This is a genomic window from Paenalkalicoccus suaedae (assembly GCF_006965545.2).
In the GTDB taxonomy this organism is placed as follows: Bacteria; Bacillota; Bacilli; order Bacillales; family Salisediminibacteriaceae; genus Paenalkalicoccus; species Paenalkalicoccus suaedae.
The window spans coordinates 827,478-849,163 of sequence record NZ_CP041372.2; the positions used below are offsets into that span (position 1 = coordinate 827,478).

Below are 21,686 nucleotides of genomic sequence, written 5' to 3' on the forward strand. Positions count from 1 at the left end.
CGTAATACGCCTGTAGCGGAACAGTCTCTCTGATTTAGAGTCCTGGTGTAATGCCAGGCCCAATTGGGATACCGAGCAGGTTCCAAACGACGAAGATGGCGATCCAAATAAAGAGGAACGACATCGCGTAAGGAAGCATGATGGAGAATAGTGTTCCAAAGCCTGCGCGGTTATCGTATTTTTTCATAAAGGCTAGCACCATCGGGACATAGGGATTCATCGGTGTAATGATGTTAGTTGATGAATCGGCAATGCGATAGGCGAGCTGAATAAATGCTGGGTCGTAGTTTAGGAAATAAAACATCGGAATAAATATTGGTGCCATCAGCGCCCACTGAGCGGAGCCACTGAAGATAAAGAGATTTAAGATGGCGCCAAGCAAGATAAAGCCGACGATTAAGCCCATTCCGGTAAAGTTGATTGCCTCGAGGCCGTTTGCGCTTGTGACGGCGATAAACGTACCGAGGTTTGTCCACTCAAAGTAGGCGATAAATTGCGACGCCGCAAAGATGAGGACGATAAAACCACTCATATCCTTCATCGCACTTCCCATAAACTCTGGCACATCGGCTGTTTTTGTGATCGCTTTAACGGTCACTCCGTATGCGACAGCGATGATGATAAAGAAGAAGAGGATGATTGGAATGATGTTAGATAAAAAGATCGACGGGACGACTGTTCCTTCTTCGCCACGTAAGATGCCGTTAGGTGGCACAATCGTTGCTGCGACTAAAAGGATATATGCAGCAGCTGCAATTCCAGCGTTGCGAAGCCCTTTAAGCTCTAGCTTTGATGGATGCTCCGCTGTTTGAGAAATCGTGTCAGGATCCGCATATTTATCGTTAAACTTCCCTAAACGAGGCTCAATCACACGCTCGGTAATCCATCCACCAACGATCATAAGCATTAAGACAGAGAATGCCATAAAGAAATAGTTATCAACGGGAGTAACGACAAGATCCGGATTAACGGTTTGTGCCACTTCTGTGCTGATACCGGATAAAAGGGCATCTGTTCCTGTGATAAGGAAGTTGGCCGTAAATCCGCCCCCAACACCTGCGAAGCCTGCGGCCATTCCAGCTAGAGGGTGTCGTCCTAAGGAATAAAACACCATCGCAGCAAGCGGTGGAATAATAACGAAGGCTGCGTCTGAAGCAAGGTTACCAAGTACGCCAACCCCGATAATTACGTATGTAACGAGGCGCACAGGCGCATTAAGAATCGTCTTCTTCATAAAGGTCTCAATTAAGCCAACCTTTTGCGCGAGTCCAATACCAAACATCATGACAAGAACAAGACCGAGTGGCGCAAAGCCTGTAAAGTTGTCTAGCATGGACGACAGAATAAATTCAAGACCAGATAAGCTAACCATGTTTTGAATCGAAACGGTTTCGCCATCCTGCGGATGAATAACGGACATATTTAAGGAACTGAGTGCCCAAGATAATAAAATGACTCCAAGTGCTAAGTAAATAAATAGCATAAACGGGTGAGGCAGTTTGTTCCCTATTCGTTCTACGTTATCAAGCATGCGTAAGAAAAAGCCCTTCTTTTGTGCTCCTTCGTTCGACATCGAATCCCTCCACTAGTATTCATATTAACGGACATTGTCTGAAATTATTCCGTTAACAGTAAGATACCATATTATTTGAGAATTGAAAGAGCTAATTTTCAGAAAAGTGAATTTCTCTGTGAGGAATGCTGACAATGGGGCTGATTTTGAAGGTAGTGCTAAATTCGGAGGGGGTTGTGCTGAATGTATGGTCGGTGGTGACAAAATGGCGAGGCTTGGTGCAAAATTGAGCGAAGTTTGTGCTAAATTCAGAAGGAGTTGTGCAAATAAGGGAATAAATTAGGAGGTTAATGAACGTGATGCGCGGGAGGTGCAGGGGTTGTCGCGCAGATTGTTGGGGCATCCTCTTTTTGATTTGCAAAAATTTGTAACTAAAGTGTATTTGAACCGACTAACTAGTAAGATAATGACGTGATTTTCTGAAAGGAGTAGGTGTATGAGATATGTTATATGGCTGATTTGTGCTGTGGTGCTGGTGGCGTGTGAGTCGACTGGTGAGCTACAGGAGATAGATGGAGGAATGAGCGAATATACGCAGCAAAGTGAGGATGGGTTATTTGAGCTCGAGGTAAATGCGGAATCGACAGGTGAGGTGACGACAATTATACGTTATCTTGGCGATGATGATGAAGTGGAGGTTACATCGGCCTCCCCGCTTACATCTGTGGCGCTCCATGGTCCAAATTATGCGTTTGATGACATGGAAGTTACATCAATGATAGATACAGATGGCTTAGAGAATACGATTGATTTTGAACTAGATCCTGGGTCGTATGACCTCTTCTTTTTATCAGAGTTTAATTATGATGGTCAAAAATATCAGATAGAAATACGGGAGGTTCCTATGATGGTGGAAGAAGCTGAGAGCAACTCAGAAGAAGTCGAAGATGGAGTATATACGCAGCGAAGTGAGGATGGGTTGTTTGAGCTTGAGGTGATGGTGAAGACAACAGGTGAAATTAGGAGAACGGTTCGTTATCTAGGTGAGGAAGAAGATGTCGAGGTGCTATTCGGATCGCCGATGACTGCCTATTCGATAGATGAACCGGGTTATATTTATGAGACTATTGGCAATAGAACGAAGCTAGATGCAGATGGTTTTGTTGAAATATCTATGTTAGATGAGGAACCAGGAAAGCATGATTTATTCTTTTTAGCAAAGTTTGATTATATCGGCGGCGATAGGTATGAGCTCGAAATACGAGATGTTCCCATGAAATTTGAGGGTGTCGAGCATTCTACAGACGTGAATGGAGTTCAGAGCAAGCTAAGCGAAGATGGTCTTTTTGAGTTGGAAGTTGAGACAGGCTCGACTGGTGAGGTGACATCAACGCTACGGTATGTTGGTGATCAGGAAATGGCTATGATTGAACACGGTACAGAGTTAACCATTCCATCGGTAAATAATACGTACTATATCTTTAGTGCTGAAGATGTTGCAATGGGAACAGCTTTAGATGCTAAAGGATATTCGGAAACGTATCAATTAGACGTTGACCCAGGGGCTTATAAAGTTTTCTTCAGGTCTTCATTCAGTTACGATGGCATAATGTATGAGGTTGAGATACGAGACGTTCCGATGGTAGTGGAAGAAAATAGCTCCGATGCGAGCGAAGATGGAGTATATACGCAGCAAAGTGAGGACGGGTTGTTTGAGCTTGAGGTGATGGTAGAATCGTCTGGAGATATTAGTAGAACGGTTCGTTATTTAGGCGATGACGAGGAAGTAGAGGTAGATTACGGATCGCCACTGACCACGTATTCGCTGGGTAATACGGAATATGCGTTTGATACGCCAGGGAATACCGCTACCGTGGATGCAGATGGTTTTGTTGAAACAACGACGATAGAACGAGATCCAGGTACGTATCAACTATTCTTTCAATCTTGGTTTACGTATGACGGAAGAGTTTATCAAATTGAAATAACGGATGTGCAGCTAACTATCGAAGACGATACGAATGATGAGAAAGAACAGTTTACGACTGATGAGGAGAATAATATTCTTCGTCAAAAAAGTGAGGACGGCTTGTTTGAGCTAAAGGTAACAACGGATTCAACAGGGTTACTCACTAGGACGCTTCATTATTTAGGGGAGGAAGAGGAAATAGAAATTGAACATCCGACGCCTCTTATAGACTATTATATTGAGGAACCTGTTGATTATACGGATACACCAGGAGATGGGATAACTAAAATTGATTCCAATGGTATTGTAGAAGCAACTAGGGTTGAACGGGATCCAGGTACGTACCAAGTATTCTTTCATACGACGTTTAAACATGAGGGTAGAATCTATCAAATGGAAATCAACGACGTATCGCTAATTATCGAAGACGATAGGAATGATCAGGCGAATGATAGTCTTCGTCAAAAAAGTGAGGACGGATTATTTGAGCTAGAGGTCATGGTAGATCCATCCGGAGAGGTTACGAGAACGTTGCGCTATTTAGGAGAAGAGGCTCATGTAAAAGTAGATTATGGGTATCCTTTAACATCTTTCTCGTTCCATAGCGCAAGACATATATTCCAATTGCCTGCTAATGAGGCGGTAGTAGACTCAAGCGGTTTTGCATAAGCCTCGACTTTCAAACGAGAGCCTGGGACGTACGATATGTTTTTCTTAGCGTCTTTTTACTATGGAGATAAAGAGTACAAAATCGAAATTACCGATGTGCCTGTAACGATCGAATAGTAATTGCTTGTATGTATGTTCTTACTTTATTTTCTGAAAAGGAGAAGTAGATGAAAAAAATAATTGGGGTTCTAGGAATTAGCTTGATAGCTTTAATTGGGTATGTGTTTGTGAACGGCGGGGTGACTGCGATCGGGGAAGTGAAGCGAACCGATGTGCCTGAATCTTTTGTAGAGATTTATACGGATGTGGAGCGGTTAGAAGAGGCTTCGGATTTAGTTGTGCTCGCTAGGCCTGTGGGTGAGCCGTATAATCATGTAGAAATGGATGGGAAGTTCCCACACTATTATTGGACCGAGACAATGTTTGAGGTAGAGCACGTGTATCATGGTGAGGTGCCGAATGAGGTGCCGCAGCAACTAAAGGTAATAGAGCCGTATGCTTATGTAAGGTCTAATAATCTGATTGCATCACAGTACTATGAAGTTACGAAAGAAGACTCGTCTTACTTATTGTTTTTGAGAAAAAAAGATTCAGATGAAATCGCATATTTACCTATAGCCACGTATCACGGCAAATTCGAGGTTTCATCTGATGCGGATGGCGGATTCGAGTCAACCGGTAATGCAGAACTGGATGAGCTCAAGCGATCTGTGGAGGGGAAGTACGGGAGCATTAAATAATGTGTGGTGCTTCCATGTAGTCCTAACCTGGACAAGAGTGAGTGTATGATGCATGACGGAGGGATGGTGCTGAATTTAGGGAGGCTGGTGACAAAATGGTGTGAAGAGGTGCAAAAATGATGAAGGGTTGTGCCAAATTCACAGGGAGTTGTGCAAAAAAGGGAATGAATTAGGAGATGAACAAACGTGATGCGCGGCTGAAGCTGGGTTTGTCGCGCAGCACGTTCGTTAATTTTCTTTGGCCTTGTAAACTAAACTGTGTAAGTAAGAGTGCGTACGACTTTTACTTCGCAGTTTAGTTTTTTATTGTTAAGATAAATTCATATGGTTGGAGGAGGATGGGTATGGTGAAAAAGGATCGAAATGCTAAAGCGAGTGAGTTGGCAAAACAGATACTAGAGACGTATGAGCCTGAATCCGTTCAAGATATGCAGGAAGCCCTTAAAGATATCTTTGGTCCAATGTTTGAATCTATGCTAAAAGGCGAGATGAATCACCATCTAGGTTACCAATCTAACAGTAAAGAAGAGAAAGAATCACTAAACAGAAGAAATGGTTATGGGAAAAAGACGCTTCAAACGAGCTCTGGTGAACTGGACATTCAAGTGCCACGTGATCGAGACGGATCATTTGAACCTCTTCTTGTCCCAAAGCGTAAAAAGAATCTCTCTGAGATGGAGGATAAGGTAATCTCGATGTACGCGAGAGGTATGTCACAACGTGATATCTCCTCTACAATTGAGGAGATCTATGGCTTTTCCATCTCTCACGAGATGGTCTCAGACATCACAGACAGTGTGATGCCAGATCTTGAAGAGTGGCAGTTCCGTCCACTTCAAAGCTGTTATTCATTTCTGTTTGTAGACTGTATGTATACCACCATTCGTAACCACCACGAGACGAGAAAGTATGCCGTTTATACGATTCTCGGTTATACACTTGAAGGTAAAAAAGAGATTTTAGGTTTGTGGCTAAATGAAACAGAAAGTAAACACAAATGGATGCAGATCTTCGATGAGATTAAGTCCCGAGGTGTCGAAGACATCTTCTTTATTTCAATGGATGGTGTCAGTGGATTAGAAGAAGGCGCTAAAGCCGTCTTCCCAGAGGTCGTGGTCCAGCGTTGTATTGTTCATTTAATACGCAACTCTGTCCGTTATGTACCTTATAAAGACTATCGTGCTTTCACTAAATCTCTTAAAACCGTTTATGGTGCTCCAAATTTGAAAGCTTGCCGAAAAGCCTTTGATGAGTTTGAGAAGCAATGGACACAATACCCAGGCGCTATTGATGTCTGGAGAAGAAACCTTCAACACGTTGAACAGCTTTTTGATTATGGCAGTGCGATTCGAAGAATCATGTACACCACCAACGCGGTCGAAAGTGTTCACTCCAGCTTTAGAAAAGTCACTAAAAAAGGAGCATTCCCCCATGAGAATGCTTTATTAAAACTACTCTTTTTACGGATTAGAGAATTAGAAGTGAAATGGGCAACTGGCTTCGTTCCTAACTGGGCCCAAGTATTAAATCAGCTATTGATCAATGAAAGCCTACAGACTAGGGCTGCCAAGTACCTGGAGTAAGAAACTTACACAGTTTATTTGACAAACCCTTTTCTTTTTTGCGACCTTCTTTGCAGAAGTACCAACTTGTTTCTTGACCGTTCCGCGCTACTTCTGGCAACTTGCGGCTTACTTCAACATTTTTCCGCATTACTTCTTCTATTTTCCGTACCGTTTCTCCACTTTTCTGCATTACTTCTTTTTTACGTCTTACTTTCACAACTTTCTACCTTGTTTCCCGGCCGTTCCGCTTTACTTCCAGCAACTTCTGCCTTACTTCTCCCCGTTTCCTCCTTACTTTACCTCCCTCAGAAGCAACTCCCCCTACCTCAAATACGAAAACCCACTCGTAACAAAGCTATTGATCATCCGCGCGATTTCTGCGGGTGATTGCACCATGTCTTGCTCAATCCAGTCTTTAATAACGTGAATAGCGCCACTTAGCACAAACGTTGTTAAGTAACGGAGCTCCGTATCATCTACTTCGGCGTCGCGAAGCGCGCCTTTAACCATATATTGTCGTGTTAGCGTCATGAGTTTCTTCTCGAATGTAGGTGCACCCTCATGGTTCAAAAGGGTTTCAATAATCATGCGGTGTTCCTTTAAATAGTGGAGTATTTGCTCCGTCATTTCTTGCGCTACTTCATCCGAATTCAATGGAATATTTTCAAGGTAGCGTTGCATATCCTCGCTTATCTCTTCTTCGATGTGATCTAATAAATCAAAGGGGTCCTTAAAATGAGCGTAAAACGTGGAGCGATTTACCTTCGCAAGCGCGCAGATCTCCTTGACCGTTATTGCCGCTATCTTCTTTTCTGCCATCAATGTAATCAAACTATCCTTTAATACCTTGCGCGTGTAGCGCTTGCGATGATCCAGCTTTTTGCTCATTTGTGCCTCCTTAGATTGTGAAAAAATTGTGAACGTCCGACACTTTACGAAATAGTGTTGGATAACGGACGTTCGTTACTAAACTGTTTGTTGAATATCCAACACTGTGTCCATACAATAGTAAAGGACAGTGGAAGAATGAGCAAGAGAGGATGACGACTTATCGACTGGACACAGCGAGTCATAGCACATAAAACAAAAATTGTAGTCCTATTTTTTGTTCTAGCCGTTGTAGGTGGTATCGCTCAATTTGGCGTATCCGTTAACTACAATATGGGGGACTACTTACCAGATGAGGCACCGTCGATACAAGCCGTTGACCTCATGGAACAAGAATTTGATGAACCTGTTGAAAACGCCCGCGTCATGGTACAGGATGTCTCGGTAGCGGAAGCTCTCCAATATAAACGAGAGCTTGAAGCAATAGATGGGGTGGAGTCAGTCACATGGTTAGATGACATGATGGATATGACGATCCCCTTAGAAATGATGGAACAAAATCTCCTGTCCTCTTACTATCAGGACCGTGCGGCACTATTTTCTGTCGCTATTGAAGAGGAGCGAGAGGTAGACGCGACAAACGCGATTTACGAGCTAATTAAAGAGGACGATGCGATCACGGGAGAGGCCGTCACGACGGCTGTCTCGCAGACGATGACGGGGAGTGAATCCTTAAATGCGGCGCTATTGCTCGTGCCGATCATCATCATTATTCTCGTGCTCTCGACGAAATCGTGGATTGAGCCAGTATTCTTTTTAACGGCGATTGGGGTCTCGATTGTTATCAACTTAGGCTCGAATATTTTCCTCGGAGAGATATCGTTTATCACGCAGTCGGTGGCGCCAATTTTACAGCTCGCCGTCTCGCTCGACTACGCGATCTTTTTACTACACAGCTTTTCTGATTACAGAAAGACAGAGTCAGACCCTGCGAAGGCGATGGGGATGGCGATGAAGCGATCCTTCCCAGCCATTGTCGCAAGTGCGTCTACAACGTTCTTTGGCTTTATGGCACTGACGTTTATGGACTTTGGGATTGGATCTGATTTAGGAATTAACTTAGTAAAAGGTATTTTACTTAGCTTTTTGAGCGTCATGATTTTCTTACCGGCGCTAACGCTCGTATTTTATAAGTGGATTGATCGCACGGAGCACCGTCAGTTCATTCCGGACTTTAAAAACGTCGGATCTAAAGTAATGAAGGTGCGATTCCCGATGCTTTTACTCGTGTTGATCGTGATCGTGCCAGCATTCTTGGCGCAAAGCAACACAACGTTCCTTTACGGAGCAGGGGAGCACCCGCCGGATACGAGAGCCGGTCAGGATGAACAGGCAGTGGAAGCGATATTTGGCAAGGAGATGCCGATGGTGCTACTCGTACCAGAGCTTGATCGAGGGATTGAAGAGGAGCTCGTGCAGGATTTAGAGCGACTGCCGAACGTCTCAAGCGTAATGTCCTACGTCAATGCCGTCGGGACCGCCATCCCACCAGAGTTTGTGGGCGAAACTATCACACAGTCCTTCTATTCAGGTGACTACGCGCGGATTACGATCTTTGCGGAGACAGATCCTGAAGGAGACATCGCCTTCTCCCTTATTGAACAGGTGAGAGAGACGGCAGCTAGCTATTACGAAGAGAGTCATCTGTTAGGAGAGAGTGTCTCCCTTTATGATATTCGAGACATTATCCAAGAGGATAATACGCTCGTGAATATTTTAACCGTCGTTACAGTGGGACTTGTGATTATGATTACGTTCCGGTCGATTTCCATTCCGGTTGTTCTCTTACTCACGATACAAACGTCCGTATGGATTAACTTAGCGGTTCCTTACTTTAATGACGATCCACTCGTCTATGTGGGGTATTTGCTGATTAGTACGATTCAGCTTGCCGCAACGGTGGACTACGGGATTCTCTTTACCGAAAACTACTATCATTTGCGAAAGAGTATGAATGCGATGCAGGCGATCAAACGCACGATTGATGAAAAGCTGTTTGCGATCTTTATTTCTGCATCGATTTTATCAAGCGTCGGCTTTATTTTAGGACTCACTTCAACGAATCCAATCGTATCCTCTATTGGGATGCTACTTGGACGAGGTGCTTTACTAGCCTTCTTAATGGTTGTATTCGTCCTACCGGCGATGCTCGTCGTATTTGATAAGCTAATCGAAAAAACATCACTAAAAACGAATTTTTATAAGGAGTCGTGAGGGATGAATAGAACAAAAACATTGAGCATCATGCTAGCCGTACTCCTCGTTGCTCCAACGGCTACACTAGCCGAAGGCACCGGAGAATTTGAGCAAAAGGATGAGGTCATTTACGCCAATCTCAATGCGACGGGAGAGCAACAACAGCTATACGTCGTCAACAATTTTTCTGTCACGGAGCCTGGTACGATCATCGATTTTGGTGATTACACGTCGGTCTCAAACTTGACGGATTTGTATGAGATCACGCAGGACGGCGAGGAGATTACGCTCCAAGCCGAGACAGCGGAGGAATTTTATTATCAGGGGAATTTGGAGGAGGCGCCACTACCGTGGAGCTTTGACTTTACGTATCACTTAGACGGGGAGGAGCGCGAGGCGAGTGAGCTTGCGGGCGCGACTGGACCGGTCGAGATTGAGCTCGATGTGACGCAAAACACCGCCGGCGAAGCAGCCTTCTTCGAGAACTACCTGCTACAAGTAACCATGACCTTTGATTCGGATCGGGTGAGAAACATCGAGGCAGCCGATGGCACCGTGGCTAACGCAGGTAAGGATCGACAGGTGACGTTTACGCTTATGCCAGAGACGGAGGGTACTTTTACAGTAGCGGCAGACGTAGAGGAGTTTGAAATGGCGGCTGTTGAAATAGCGGGCGTTCCTTCCAACATTCCATTTGATGCTCCGGATACGGATGACCTTCAAGGGGAACTCGTTCCATTAGCAGATGCGACTGCTTCCGTGAGTGAAGGAGTCGGAGAGCTTCGTGATGGGATTTCTGGACTGAATAATGGTGTGGGAGAATTGGAAAGCGGATCAGCTTCCTTTAGAGATGGACTTAATCAACTAGACGCAAATTCTTCGGAGCTTGTAAGTGGCTCTGCAGCGATTCGCGATGCGTTAGAAGAAATGAGCGGGTCCCTTTCTGGTAGCACTGGTGATATGGGGCTTGGAGGCCTTGCGGAGGTTAGTGGTAGCCTGCGTGAAATTGCAGGAGGACTAGATGAAGTAAGTGAAGGACTGTCTGAGCTAAATAGTAGCTATGCTCAGGCGTATGGTGCGCTGAGTGACGCGATCAACGCAATTCCTGAAGGTGCTGCTTCAGAAGCGGATATTCAGGCATTATATGAGAGCGGAGCCGATCAGCAGGTAGTTGACCAGCTCGTTGCAAGTCAGCGTGCAGCACTAGCAGTAAAAGAAACATATGGCGCAACTAATGCTGCGTTTGCAGCGGTTCAGCCTGCTTTACAGGAAAGTACAGGTGCGTTAGGAGAAATGAGCAGTGGACTGCGAACGATAGCTAGTGAATTAGACGCCGCAGCGGATTCTAACGATATGCAGCGTGGTATTCAAGAGCTTTCTAGCGGACTACAGCAACTGTCCTCAGAATACGGTAGCTTCCACAGTGGTCTTCGCGATTACACAGCAGGTGTGAGTGATCTTGCTGGCGGTTACAGAGAACTAAACAGTGGTATTGGTGACTTACGTGGCGGTGTTCAAGAGCTTCTATCTGGTGCCAACACATTGTACGACGGGACAGAAGAGCTAGCGGAAGAAACGTCTGATCTGCCAAATCAAGTACAGGTGCAGATTGATGAATTAGTAGCGGAGCTTGACCATTCTGACTTTGAGCCGATTTCGTTTGTATCAGACCAAAACGAAAATATTGGTACGGTACAGTTTGTGATTCGCACGGAGGCGATTGAGGTAGAGGAGCAGGAAGCGGAAGAGATAGAGGAAGAAGAGGCGACTGGATTTTGGCAGAAGCTAGTTGATTTGTTTCGGTAATGAATAGATCTAGTTGCTTAAGTGCCAATTAGTTTAGGGCAGCTCTTTGAGCTTTTATTGATAAAATGCCGATTTGATTAAATAGGTTGTTGTTTTATTTAGAGTTGAAAGGCGTCAGCTCTACAGACACCCTCCGACATCCATAGGGTCTGGTCTTAAGCCTCCTCGAAAGGCAGGGTGCGGCTATCGCCTTACCCTAAGCGCCTTTCTGTGGGGTCTTACGCCCAGCCTATTCCTATGGATTGTCTGCGGATGTCTTCCGAGTCTGCCACCTTTTGTGCTTCTATAGTAGAAGGGAGAGAGTGAGAGAGAAAGATCAAGAGCTTGAAAGGATATATTTAAGATCAAGTGCTAAAGAACAAAAACTAAAAATAAATCTATTTTAGAAAAAGTGATGTAACTACTTAGGTAGCTATATCGCTTTTTTAGTTTAGGTTACTTGGGAATTTGTGAGCAACATAATTTGCAAAGTTAAATTGTGTCAGAAGAAGTAATGCGGAAACTACGAATAGTAAGGTGGAAGTTGCTAGAATTAGCGCGGAACGAACGGGAAATAGAACGGAACTTGGGCAAAGTAGCTCGTAATAAAGAAGTAACGCGGAAATCTGAAGAAACAATGTGCAAAGTTGAAGGAGTTGGACAGAACTTAGTGGAAGTAGTGCGCAAACTGGGAGAACGAAGGCGCAAAGGAAGTCGATGCTTCGCTGGATTTGTATTTACAGCTAATATGATATAATGGTAAAAAAAAGTATCTAAAGGAGCGGTTTGTATGCGTCGTTTTGTATGTCCGTTTGAGCATTAGCACGTTTGATTGCGTGGTCCGCCTTTGATGTGTTGTTTATAAAACACAATCAAAGGAGGAAGAATATGCATAATCAACTCAAACTATTATTAGGTGGAAGAGTTAGTACGAATGTGATTGATAGTTTTTATTTTATTGCTGCAGTATGGTACGTGACGGTCGAAACAAATTCACCATTGCTTATCGGAGTTACTGGTGCGGTGCAGGCTTTGCCTGTTGTACTATCATTTATACTCGGTCCCATCATTGATCGTTATCAAAAGAGGACTATTTTGATCGTTTCGATAGGTGTACAATCTATAGCGGTTCTGTCCATTGCTGGAACTTATTATGCATCCTCGTTGTCTGTTCCTTTTTTATTAGTCATGCTGTTCATCGCTCAGCTAGCCTCTGTTAGTATGCGTATAACGGAGCAGACGATGATTCGTAGGTGGACAATAGATGAGGATTTAACGAAAGTGAATGGATATTTTGCTTTTTCTTATCAAACGGTAGACATAATAGGAGATGCATTAGCTGGGTTTGCTGTTGCACTTGTTGGAATTGGCGTTATCTTTAGCTTGAGTACCGTTACATTAATCGGCGTAGGCCTTCTCTTTGCTGTCTGGTTGAAGCATGATCATAAGAAATCGAAGACGACTTATGCCTCTTTTTTGAACACATATCGTCGTGATTTTCTTCAAGGCGCAAAGGTGGTAATTGGAAGGCGAAGATTGCTGGCCATTTTTGCAGGAATTGTGTTGATGAATGTGTCTGGTGCGATGGGGCTCGCAGTGTTGCCGGCTATCGCGAGCGGAGCTGATCAATACGGCCTCTGGCTACTAGCAACGTCAATAGGTATGTTAGTAGGCTCGCTTTTGGCTAAGCGTGTGGCGGACGTTCCAATTAGATGGCTATTTAGCGCGTTAGGTATGTTTGTTGGAATTGCGTGGATAGTGGCGTTTTCGCTCCCAATTTCCTTTTTATCCTTTGTACTGTTCGGTGTTGCGTGGGTTGGAATCGGTATGTTCGGCGTCTATTTGCCTACGCTCATTCAAGTGAATATTCCTGAGGAGTATATTGGCGTGGGTTTCAGCTTTTTAACCGCATTTTTAGGATGTCTCAGTCCAGCTGCTTTTGTGCTCGGAGGGGTGATTGGTGAGTGGCTTCATCCGTTGATCGTGCTACAAATAAGTGGAGTCGGATATATCCTTTTTAGCGCATATATGTGGATACACCCATCACTTCGTCGGTTAGAAAATCGGGTAGAAGAGCTGCTTGAATAGAAAACATGCCAAGCGATCACTAGGATCGCTTGGCATGTTTGTCGTGGGTTTTGTCAAATAAAGATAGTCTAAATATACAAATAATGCTAAAATTAATGTAAGTAAATCATGAAAAAAATTCCATTATGAAAGGACTAATTGTATGACGCAAACGAAGATGGAAGTTGTTTTCTATGGGTTAGGAATTCTCCTTATAAGTTTGGCTATCCTCCTTATGTGGCAAGGTGCGTCATTTGGCACAACGGAAGCTTCTTTTGCTATCGCAATGCTTACGACGATGCTCGGAACGACGTGTATAAGCATCGGTTTCTTTATGCGCGTGCAGTCGAATTGGGTGCGCCAAAAGGACGAATTACACGACCGTAGAAAGAAAAAGTCACTCGCTAATAGCTGACGGACGTTTGTAAAACTCCTCTTCGATTAACCGTTTTAAGATCATACTTGCTACTTTACTGCCCTCGCTTGCTGCGTTTATCAGCTGCGGTTGCACGTTCAATGCGGTATCTCCTGCCGCATACATTCCTTCTAAAGACGTTTCTCCAAAACCATTCACCTGTAATCCATGATGCTCTGTACGAGCTAAGTTTAATGAATCCACAAGCTGTGGTGGCTTCATCGAATGTGGTGCTATAAAGCCACCTGTCCGTAATATGGTGCGTCCATCCTCTGTGTGCACGGTCTGTAGCTCCTTATTCTCTCCTGAAAAATTAGTGATTGGCGACTCGATAATGGCAATGTTATTAAAAGCTAGACGCTCGCGATCGATGTCGTTTAGGTGATCGGCACCGTTAGTAAATAGAATTAAATCATCCGTCCAGTTAGAGATCATCATCGCGTAGTGCATCGTTTGAGGTTGATCAATAATAACGGCAAGCGGTCTGTCGCGCATCTCCCATCCATCGCAAAATGGGCAAGAGTAGAGCGAATGCCCATAAAAGTCACGTAGACCCGGGATGTCTGGGAGGACGTCCACAAGCCCAGTTGCCAGTAGCACATATTTGGCCGTTGCTTCGCGACCACTCGACATGTGGACAGCAAATCCGCTAGAAATCTTTGTTATCGCTGTAACTGTTTCCTGTTCAATCGAGACAGTTGGATACTGTAGGACTTCTTTTATGGCAATGTCTTTAAACTCACGTGGAGTGATTTGATCTCGAGTTAAATATCCGTGAGACTTGTTTGTAACGGCATTTCTCGGCTTATCCTCATCAAAGATTGTGACGTGTCGCTTCGCTCTTCCTAAAACCAGTGCAGCACTAAGCCCTGCAGGGCCTCCTCCAATAATCGCGCATTCTATCATACGTATTGCCTCCTTTATAGATATTAAAGAGTCATTATGTCTGTAATTGAGGTAAAAAAATTATTATTTTTTTAGGTGCTCACGCATTTTGGGGGTAACGTGAGAGATCTTCTTTTCTTCTAAGTGCTGCTTCATTTTGTCTTCTGCACTAGTCATCACTTCAGCAATTAAACAGCCTCGTGAGTGGCCTGAGTGCTCATGCGACATCGAGCATGAAAACATGGAGGATGCTCCTTCGATCGCTTCGATGACATCAAGAAAAGAAATATCATCAGCGGACTTTTTTAATAAATAGCCACCGTTAGCACCAGGTGACGATTCAATAAGACCAGCTTTAACAAGCTTTGTTAATATCTTTGATAAGTAGGATGGCGAAAGCTCTTGTCTTTTTGCGAGCTCCTCAACCCCAGTAGCTTTTTTTGTCTCTGCTGCTGATAAAAACACCATCGTATGCAGCGCGTAGTTTGTTGCTTTCGAGTATTTCACGATACATCACCTATTCCCTCTATTACAGACTCATAATGTCTATGATTGGATTGTATAAGATTGTGGAGGAGAATGCAAGGGGGGAGTTTCGTGTGGAGTATGGCACATCTCAGTAGGACCATGTCACAAAATATCATGTCTCCTCTCCTCCTTAATTAAATACATTGTTTAATCTCTAACCAAACTGGTAATAGAAAACTCTGAACGAATTATTTCGAAAACAGGAGGATTTTCCATGAGTTTTCTTAAAACATTTTTAAATCAACCGATAGGATATGGTACAGCGCCGCTCGGCAATATGTTTCGCGATGTACCAGAAGAGGAAGCGCAGGCGACGATCGAGTCTGTTTGGAACGAAGGGATTCGATATTTTGATACAGCACCATTTTACGGAGCAGGACTCGCGGAAACGAGACTAGGCGAGTTTTTAAAAGATAAGCCACGCGATGAGTACATCATTAGTACGAAGGTTGGCCGCTTGATATCTGATGAGAAAGAGGATAAGTCAGGAACAGGTCTTTTTGAATACGGAAATCAAAATAAAATCATTCAAGATTATACGGCGGAGGGGACAAGAAAATCAATCGAAGATAGTCTCGAACGTTTACAAACAGACTATCTAGACATTGTCTACGTCCATGACATTTCTCCGGACTTTCACGGCGACGAATGGATTAGCTTGTTCGACGAAGCGCGTAAAGGTGCGTTTAAAGTCCTTCAAGAAATGAAGGAGGAAGGCGTGATTCGTGATTGGGGACTAGGCGTTAATTTACCGCTCCCAATCGAAGTAGCGCTTGGACTCGAAGAAACGGTTCCGACGCTTTCGTTACAGGCAACACATTATACGCTAATGAATCATCACAGCGCGTTGAACAGCCTTATGCCGCTTGCAGAGGAAAAAGGTAGTGGTATCGTCGTTGGAGGACCGTATAACTCCGGAGCACTGCTCGGTGGCGATCACTATGATTATGCGCCTGCTAGTGAAGAAACAAAGCAACATGCGCAGGAGCTAAAAAAGATTGCGAATCAGCACGGTGTCAGCTTAAAGGCAGCGGCTCTACAATTCTCAACTGCTCACCCAGCAGTAGCAGCTGTAATACCTGGATCCACACGTCCAGATCGTATCAAAGAAGATATAGCTGCGTTAAAAGAGACGATTCCAGAAGCATTTTGGAACGAACTAAGAGAGAAAAATCTTATTTCGAAAGACGCGCCGTTACCAGGAAGTAATTAAAGATAGATTTGCAGGGACTGATGAGAGATTCAGTCCCTGTTTTTTTATGTTTAAGAGGTGGAGGTAATTTCGTTGCTAAGAGCGGTTTGATGCATACGGAGGGAGAGGTGATGCAAACGAGTACACACCTGGTGCAAACGCCTTTGCAGATAACGTATAGAAATTGCGTAGATGCATACGGAGGGTCAACTGACGCAACAGACCCTTCGTTTGATGGATACCACTAGCCAGTTGGTGCAGCCAGACCCGCATTTGACGCAAACCTATTTGAACGGACGCATACAATACCTCACCTGACGCACCTTCAACTCAGTTTGATGCATACGGCATTGTAAGTGAAGCAAACGGAGCCTCAACAGAAGCAAAGCAAAATGACTTGATGCAAACGAAGGGCGATGTGGTGCAAACGACCACCAAAGTAAAGCAATCGGACCCCAAACTGACTCGAATCACTCTCCATATATATCCCTCAATAAAAATCCCTAGCACCCAACGACCCTATTTCCATTATCTCACACTTTCGCTATACTAAGTCTAAAAGGAGGTGGCTGTGTGGGGAGGTTTCTCATCGTAACAACAGTGCTTTTGATCACGTGCATCATCCTAGCACTGCTAGCAGATTTACATACACCAACTATAGGGTTTTATATCACAACAAGTCTCTTTTTCACAGCCTTCTTCACGACGATGCTGTGGCGTGACACGCATTATCCAATCTTACTTACATATGTGTTGTGGCTTGGGCTACAGCTCCTTTATTTACCTGCTAGCGAACCTATTCTTTTGCTCATCATCGTGCCATTTTTACTCATAATATCGCTCGCACAGGCTCATCACCTCCTATTAACAATCGCAGCCATTCTAACAACGTTACTACCAATTTACTTACCACCCCAATTTTCTGTGGAGGAAACGATTGGGTATACGCTATTAGTCATGGCGATAGGGGGATTTGCGCTTGTGTATGGGTTAGAGACAACGAAGGTGGAGAAGCTAGAACAGGATTTAGTAGAAATAGATCGGGAGAATCGGAGACTGAGGCGAAATGTTGCGTCTCAGGAGACGGCAGTGCGCGAAGAAGAGCGGTTGCGGATCGCGAGAGACATTCATGACTCCGTTGGTCATCAGCTAACGGCGCTATTAATGCAGGCTGGTATTTTAAAGAGATCGATGGATCAGGAGGATAAGCGCAAGCTCGTTGTGCAAATTGAGCAAACTGCGGGAGATGCGTTAGAACAAACGCGTGAAGCCGTGCGACAAATTCGCAGTGAAGAGCTCCCAGGTGGAATTCATGCAGTGATTCATTTGCTGAGAAAGCTTGAGCGAGAATCGCAGATGACCGTGCAATGGAGAGCGGAGGATGGATTTTTGTCCGTGCCGTTTACGAATGATCAGCAAATCGCTATTTATCGGTTTGCGCAAGAAGGAATGACCAATGCGATGAAGCATGGTCGCACACGCCAGGTAGAGCTACATGTGTTTGTTCGTGGAGGAAGGCAGGCCGTATTAAGAATGAAAAATTCGTGCTCAGAAGAGACAAATCGTCCTGCAGGAAACGGCCTTATAGGCATGCAGGAACGATTCGAGCAATTACAAGGAAGCTTTAAGTGGGATCATCAAGGAGACGTATTTGAAATTGAAGCGGTATTTCCGATAGAAAGGAGCGAATCAAGATGACCAAACACGTGTTACTTGCGGAAGATCAGCAAATTGTCCGCCAAGGGCTAAAAATGATGATCGAGGAAAGCGGAGAATTTCATGTAGCAGTCGAAGCAGCGAATGGGATAGAAGCAGTGGAAGGAGTATCTTCTCACATTGACGTTGCTGTATTGGATATTCGCATGCCTCTCATGACAGGTCTTGAAGCCTGCAAAAAGCTAGCAACAGCCTATCCAAATCTCCCAATCCTCATGCTCACGACCTTCGATGATGATGCGTATGCACTCGAAGCACTCGAGAGCGGAGCAAAGGGCTTTATGCTCAAAGATGCCGATGCGACAAAGCTCATTACAGCGATGAAAAAAGCGCTCGAAGGTGGAATCACGATCGACGAAGGCATTGCAGGTAGAATTATTCCAGAGCTAATGAAGCAAAAACGACCAAAACAAATCGACGTCCCTCTAACGAAGCGAGAGAAGGAAATCATCGAATTAGTAGGAGAAGGTAAAACAAATCAAGAAATAGCCTCCCATTTATTTTTGTCTATCGGAACGGTCAAGAACCACATCACGGTCATCCTAGATAAACTGGAACTGCGCGATCGAACACAACTAGCTATTTTCGCCATTCGACACTATCTCGTATAGCACAGGCTATGCGGGATTTTTTCGTAATCTTCGATTCTCCTCTCCTACGCTCCGTAGAATCGAAGGTAACGGTTGTTCAAATAAACAAACAGTCTTTTTTAAAATTTCATTACTAAGCAATAGAGCACTTTACAGTTTAGTAGTAAATCTGCTCACAGTACATAAAACGTGATTACGATACATGTATCTCAAATACAGTAAATAAAAATCCTAATTGCCGAAATACCTCTTATCTAAAACTATAATTCCAATAAAAGAATAGCTTTTCTACAAAGGGGAAGTCTCTTTTTAAATCAAACGCAAAGCTGGCAGACCCGTAGGACATTCGGAGACAATCCATAGGGGAAAAAGGTTTTTGAGATCCCGCAGGAGGCGCAAATTAATGGAGCATCGACCGCTAGCCTGAGAACAGCGTCAAAAGATCACCCACTGCTTTCTAAGGGCAAGGCTAGCTCAAAAAGTTCGCAAAGAACGCAAACTTTTTGTAATGCTTTTCAGACCGTGAAGACCACACGGTCAATGGATGTCGTAGAGTGTCCGGATGGCTGACAGCTCGAAGTGCAGATTTAAACTAATTAGCACTTAAGCAATTTAAGCCCGAAGGGCTGCTCTAAAAACTCACTAGCACTTATTCACCTGAACTTTTTCATGACTCAAGTCATGTTTTTAACGATCAACTTATGACTGAAGCTACATCCCCATAATACAAATCGCATGTAAGCTATACATAGACAAAAGCAAACGAAGGAGGCATACGATCATGCTTGAAGTAAATGACGTCTCAAAATCATTTAAAGGTCGAACTGCTGTAAAGCAAGTAAATGTATTCATAGAGAAAGGGGAAATTGTCGGGCTACTTGGACCAAACGGTGCCGGAAAGTCGACGACGATCTCCATGATATCAAGCCTAATTTCACCTGACGAAGGAGAAATCTTTGCCGCTGGCTTATCTACTAAACGCGATCGTCAAAAAATCCGCAAGCTCATTGGCGTAGTCCCTCAGGATATAGCCGTATTTTTGGATCTAACGGCACGGGAGAATCTACAGTTTTTCGGGCGAGCATACAAGCTGAAGGGTTCTGTATTAAAGGAGCGCATTGCGCACGTGTTAGACGTTGTCGGGCTTACCGACCGAGCAAATGAATTTGTTAAAACGTACTCAGGTGGGATGAAGCGTCGCCTTAATATTGCAGTCGCGCTTTTGCACGAACCAGAGCTACTTATCATGGATGAGCCCACCGTCGGCATTGATCCTCAGTCACGTAATTATATTTTAGAAACAGTGCGGGAGCTCAATCGCAAAACGAATATGACGATTATTTATACGAGCCATTACATGGAGGAAGTCGAGTATCTGTGTGATCGTATTTACATTATGGACCACGGAGAAGTCATTGCGGCAGGAACAAAGCAAGAGCTTAAGGGCATGCTCATGGAGGAAGATAGCGTCGTGATCTCATTTAGTAAAGATCCAGAAGAAATTGTATCGGAGCTGCAAGAGAGAAAAGATGTGACAAACGTACACGTGACTGGTAAAGAGATGATGGTTGCCTGTAAAAAGGATGCGCCAGTGTTAGAAGCAGTTATTGCTCTCACTCGCAATACTGATCTCGATATTCAATCTGTCGAGGTGCGTTCCCCAAGCTTAGAGGACGTATTTTTACATTTAACCGGCCGCAAACTGCGAGAATAGGAGACGATCATGATGTATGGATCCTTTTTATTAAAAGAATTAAAGCAACTTTTTAGAGATCGAAGCGAGTTACTCGTCCTTCTATTAATGCCGATCGTGCTGATTACGATTCTTGGAAATGCTCTTTCAGGAATGATTTCTCCAGGGGGAACGTCAGGAAGTGAGGTCACTGGTGCGGTAGTCTTGGCAGAGTCTCTAGAAGAAGAGCTTGCAAGGTTTGAGGACCGATTAGAAGCTGATGGCGTTCCTGAAGGGATGAAGCAAGAAATTATGGCGCAGGCTGAAGTTGTTTCTGTCCCTGAGCAGTTCGTTGAGATGCTAGATACCACGTCGGAGGTAAGCCCGATTACCGTTGATATTATTCGTGATGGCGAGATAGACGAAGAGGCATATAACGGTGTTTGGTATTTTGAAGAGGGGTATCGGGAAGCGGCGTGGCGGAATATGTTTTTGCAAGAGGGGGAGGCAATGCCCCTTCACGTAGATATTTCATCTCGAAGCGCTATATTTACAGCAATTACAAAGGGGTTTTTTAGGGAGTTTAATAACCAAAAAGAGTTAGCCTATGTTGCTTCTATAAATGGCGAGGAGGTACCTATGCTGCCTCCAGTAGAAATCGATACGCGAGAAGTAGATAATCGCACAATTTTAAGTGCCTTTGACTACTATACAGTTGGAATGGCGATGATGTTTGTGCTCTACTCAGGGACATTTTTAGCTGGAGTTGCGCATGTGGAAAGGCAAACACATGTCTATCAACGAATTTTATTAACAAACGTACCAATTTGGCTATATTTAAGTGCAAAAGGAGGGGCTGGAGCTCTGCTTGCTTCGATCCAGTTAGTGATTCTCTTTTTGTTCAGTTCTCTCGTTTTTGGAGTCGAGTATCCTAATTTGGGTCTCATCAGTTTACTTGGGCTTGGCATGGTATTGTTTGTAGGTGCATTGACGATGTTTTTAACATCACTTAATTTTAGGCTTCAAAATGCGCAAGCATCTGCTCTTTTTAGTGGTGCAGGTATTACCATATTAGCCTTTTTAGGCGGTAGCTTTTTCAACGTAGGACAGATTTCTGAAACAGTTGCGCGTATTGGTCAAACTCTGCCTAATGGCGCAGCAATGCAAGGGATTTTAACCGTTATGGGCGGAGGCGGAATAGAGTTACTGTACCCATTTTTTCTCTCATTAGTTGGATCCTTCCTCGTATTGGCAGTGCTATCTGTCATGATTTTCCCCCGAGAGGAGGTAAGGTAA

The 21,686-nt window shown here is 44.2% G+C and carries 16 protein-coding genes; 12 read left to right on the forward strand and 4 right to left on the reverse strand.

The genetic code is table 11. The features are described 5' to 3' along the window. Positions 1-34: 34 nt before the first annotated feature. Positions 35-1,573 carry an AbgT family transporter gene (locus tag FLK61_RS04785; protein WP_176008374.1) on the reverse strand — a complete coding sequence of 513 codons (1,539 nt, stop codon included), beginning with the start codon at positions 1,571-1,573 and terminating at the stop codon, positions 35-37. Positions 1,574-2,009: 436 nt separating this feature from the next. On the opposite strand from FLK61_RS04785, the gene FLK61_RS04790 reads away from it, so the two are divergent. The 3 genes from FLK61_RS04790 (at position 2,010) to FLK61_RS04800 (ending at position 6,474) form a co-directional block, all read left to right on the forward strand. Continuing rightward, positions 2,010-4,151, forward strand: coding sequence for a hypothetical protein (locus FLK61_RS04790; RefSeq protein WP_176008375.1), 2,142 nt, complete (start codon positions 2,010-2,012; stop codon positions 4,149-4,151). Between the two features lie 167 nt (positions 4,152-4,318). After that, positions 4,319-4,891, forward strand: a complete 573-nt coding sequence (locus FLK61_RS04795; RefSeq protein ID WP_176008376.1) for a hypothetical protein — start codon at positions 4,319-4,321, stop codon at positions 4,889-4,891. A gap of 338 nt (positions 4,892-5,229) precedes the next feature. Further along, positions 5,230-6,474, forward strand: coding sequence for an IS256 family transposase (locus FLK61_RS04800; RefSeq protein WP_176008377.1), 1,245 nt, complete (start codon positions 5,230-5,232; stop codon positions 6,472-6,474). Positions 6,475-6,777: 303 nt separating this feature from the next. Here the strand turns inward: FLK61_RS04800 and FLK61_RS04805 are convergent, their stop codons facing one another. Further along, a complete protein-coding gene (locus FLK61_RS04805; protein WP_176008378.1) occupies positions 6,778-7,344 on the reverse strand; it encodes a TetR/AcrR family transcriptional regulator in 567 nt (188 codons plus the stop codon). A 273-nt stretch (positions 7,345-7,617) separates the two neighbouring features. Between FLK61_RS04805 and FLK61_RS04810 the strand changes: the two genes are divergently transcribed. From FLK61_RS04810 to FLK61_RS04825, 4 genes are all read left to right on the forward strand, one after another. Beyond that, complete coding sequence (locus FLK61_RS04810) at positions 7,618-9,558, forward strand: efflux RND transporter permease subunit (protein WP_176008379.1); 1,941 nt, start codon at positions 7,618-7,620, stop codon at positions 9,556-9,558. 3 nt (positions 9,559-9,561) lie between these two features. After that, positions 9,562-11,346 (forward strand): coiled-coil domain-containing protein, encoded by a 1,785-nt coding sequence (locus tag FLK61_RS04815; protein ID WP_176008380.1) that lies wholly within the window; start codon positions 9,562-9,564, stop codon positions 11,344-11,346. 867 nt (positions 11,347-12,213) lie between these two features. Beyond that, positions 12,214-13,413: an MFS transporter gene (locus tag FLK61_RS04820; protein ID WP_176008381.1), complete on the forward strand. Its 1,200-nt coding sequence runs from the start codon at positions 12,214-12,216 to the stop codon at positions 13,411-13,413. Positions 13,414-13,555: 142 nt separating this feature from the next. Further along, complete coding sequence (locus FLK61_RS04825; RefSeq protein WP_176008382.1) at positions 13,556-13,807, forward strand: hypothetical protein; 252 nt, start codon at positions 13,556-13,558, stop codon at positions 13,805-13,807. Here FLK61_RS04825 and FLK61_RS04830 read toward each other — a convergent pair. Both FLK61_RS04830 and FLK61_RS04835 read right to left on the reverse strand, forming a co-directional pair. Then, complete coding sequence (locus tag FLK61_RS04830) at positions 13,790-14,713, reverse strand: NAD(P)/FAD-dependent oxidoreductase (protein ID WP_176008383.1); 924 nt, start codon at positions 14,711-14,713, stop codon at positions 13,790-13,792. The two genes, FLK61_RS04825 and FLK61_RS04830, sit on opposite strands and share 18 nt — an antisense overlap. Before the next feature lie 63 nt (positions 14,714-14,776). After that, on the reverse strand, positions 14,777-15,202 hold the full coding sequence (locus FLK61_RS04835) for an RrF2 family transcriptional regulator (protein WP_176011139.1): 426 nt from the start codon (positions 15,200-15,202) through the stop codon (positions 14,777-14,779). 232 nt (positions 15,203-15,434) lie between these two features. Here FLK61_RS04835 and FLK61_RS04840 point away from each other — a divergent pair, with 232 nt between their 5' ends. The 5 genes from FLK61_RS04840 to FLK61_RS04860 all read left to right on the forward strand — a co-directional run bounded on the left by FLK61_RS04840 (position 15,435) and on the right by FLK61_RS04860 (position 21,686). Further along, on the forward strand, positions 15,435-16,433 hold the full coding sequence (locus FLK61_RS04840) for an aldo/keto reductase (protein WP_176008384.1): 999 nt from the start codon (positions 15,435-15,437) through the stop codon (positions 16,431-16,433). Positions 16,434-16,985: 552 nt separating this feature from the next. Beyond that, the gene (locus FLK61_RS04845) at positions 16,986-18,110 is read left to right on the forward strand and encodes a sensor histidine kinase (RefSeq protein ID WP_176008385.1); all 1,125 of its coding nucleotides are present in this window, start codon (positions 16,986-16,988) and stop codon (positions 18,108-18,110) included. Then, complete coding sequence (locus FLK61_RS04850) at positions 18,107-18,739, forward strand: response regulator transcription factor (protein ID WP_176008386.1); 633 nt, start codon at positions 18,107-18,109, stop codon at positions 18,737-18,739. Before FLK61_RS04845 ends, FLK61_RS04850 begins: the two co-directional genes overlap by 4 nt. Before the next feature lie 760 nt (positions 18,740-19,499). Then, positions 19,500-20,432 carry an ABC transporter ATP-binding protein gene (locus FLK61_RS04855; protein WP_176008387.1) on the forward strand — a complete coding sequence of 311 codons (933 nt, stop codon included), beginning with the start codon at positions 19,500-19,502 and terminating at the stop codon, positions 20,430-20,432. Positions 20,433-20,441: 9 nt separating this feature from the next. Further along, positions 20,442-21,686 carry an ABC transporter permease gene (locus FLK61_RS04860; RefSeq protein ID WP_176008388.1) on the forward strand — a complete coding sequence of 415 codons (1,245 nt, stop codon included), beginning with the start codon at positions 20,442-20,444 and terminating at the stop codon, positions 21,684-21,686.

Coding starts and splice junctions, on each gene's coding strand:
- FLK61_RS04785 (WP_176008374.1), bottom strand. CDS start 1,573: ATGTCGAACGAAGGAGCACAAAAGAAGGGCTTTTTCTTACGCATGCTT.
- FLK61_RS04790 (WP_176008375.1), top strand. CDS start 2,010: ATGAGATATGTTATATGGCTGATTTGTGCTGTGGTGCTGGTGGCGTGT.
- FLK61_RS04795 (WP_176008376.1), top strand. CDS start 4,319: ATGAAAAAAATAATTGGGGTTCTAGGAATTAGCTTGATAGCTTTAATT.
- FLK61_RS04800 (WP_176008377.1), top strand. CDS start 5,230: ATGGGTATGGTGAAAAAGGATCGAAATGCTAAAGCGAGTGAGTTGGCA.
- FLK61_RS04805 (WP_176008378.1), bottom strand. CDS start 7,344: ATGAGCAAAAAGCTGGATCATCGCAAGCGCTACACGCGCAAGGTATTA.
- FLK61_RS04810 (WP_176008379.1), top strand. CDS start 7,618: ATGGGGGACTACTTACCAGATGAGGCACCGTCGATACAAGCCGTTGAC.
- FLK61_RS04815 (WP_176008380.1), top strand. CDS start 9,562: ATGAATAGAACAAAAACATTGAGCATCATGCTAGCCGTACTCCTCGTT.
- FLK61_RS04820 (WP_176008381.1), top strand. CDS start 12,214: ATGCATAATCAACTCAAACTATTATTAGGTGGAAGAGTTAGTACGAAT.
- FLK61_RS04825 (WP_176008382.1), top strand. CDS start 13,556: ATGACGCAAACGAAGATGGAAGTTGTTTTCTATGGGTTAGGAATTCTC.
- FLK61_RS04830 (WP_176008383.1), bottom strand. CDS start 14,713: ATGATAGAATGCGCGATTATTGGAGGAGGCCCTGCAGGGCTTAGTGCT.
- FLK61_RS04840 (WP_176008384.1), top strand. CDS start 15,435: ATGAGTTTTCTTAAAACATTTTTAAATCAACCGATAGGATATGGTACA.
- FLK61_RS04850 (WP_176008386.1), top strand. CDS start 18,107: ATGACCAAACACGTGTTACTTGCGGAAGATCAGCAAATTGTCCGCCAA.
- FLK61_RS04855 (WP_176008387.1), top strand. CDS start 19,500: ATGCTTGAAGTAAATGACGTCTCAAAATCATTTAAAGGTCGAACTGCT.
- FLK61_RS04860 (WP_176008388.1), top strand. CDS start 20,442: ATGATGTATGGATCCTTTTTATTAAAAGAATTAAAGCAACTTTTTAGA.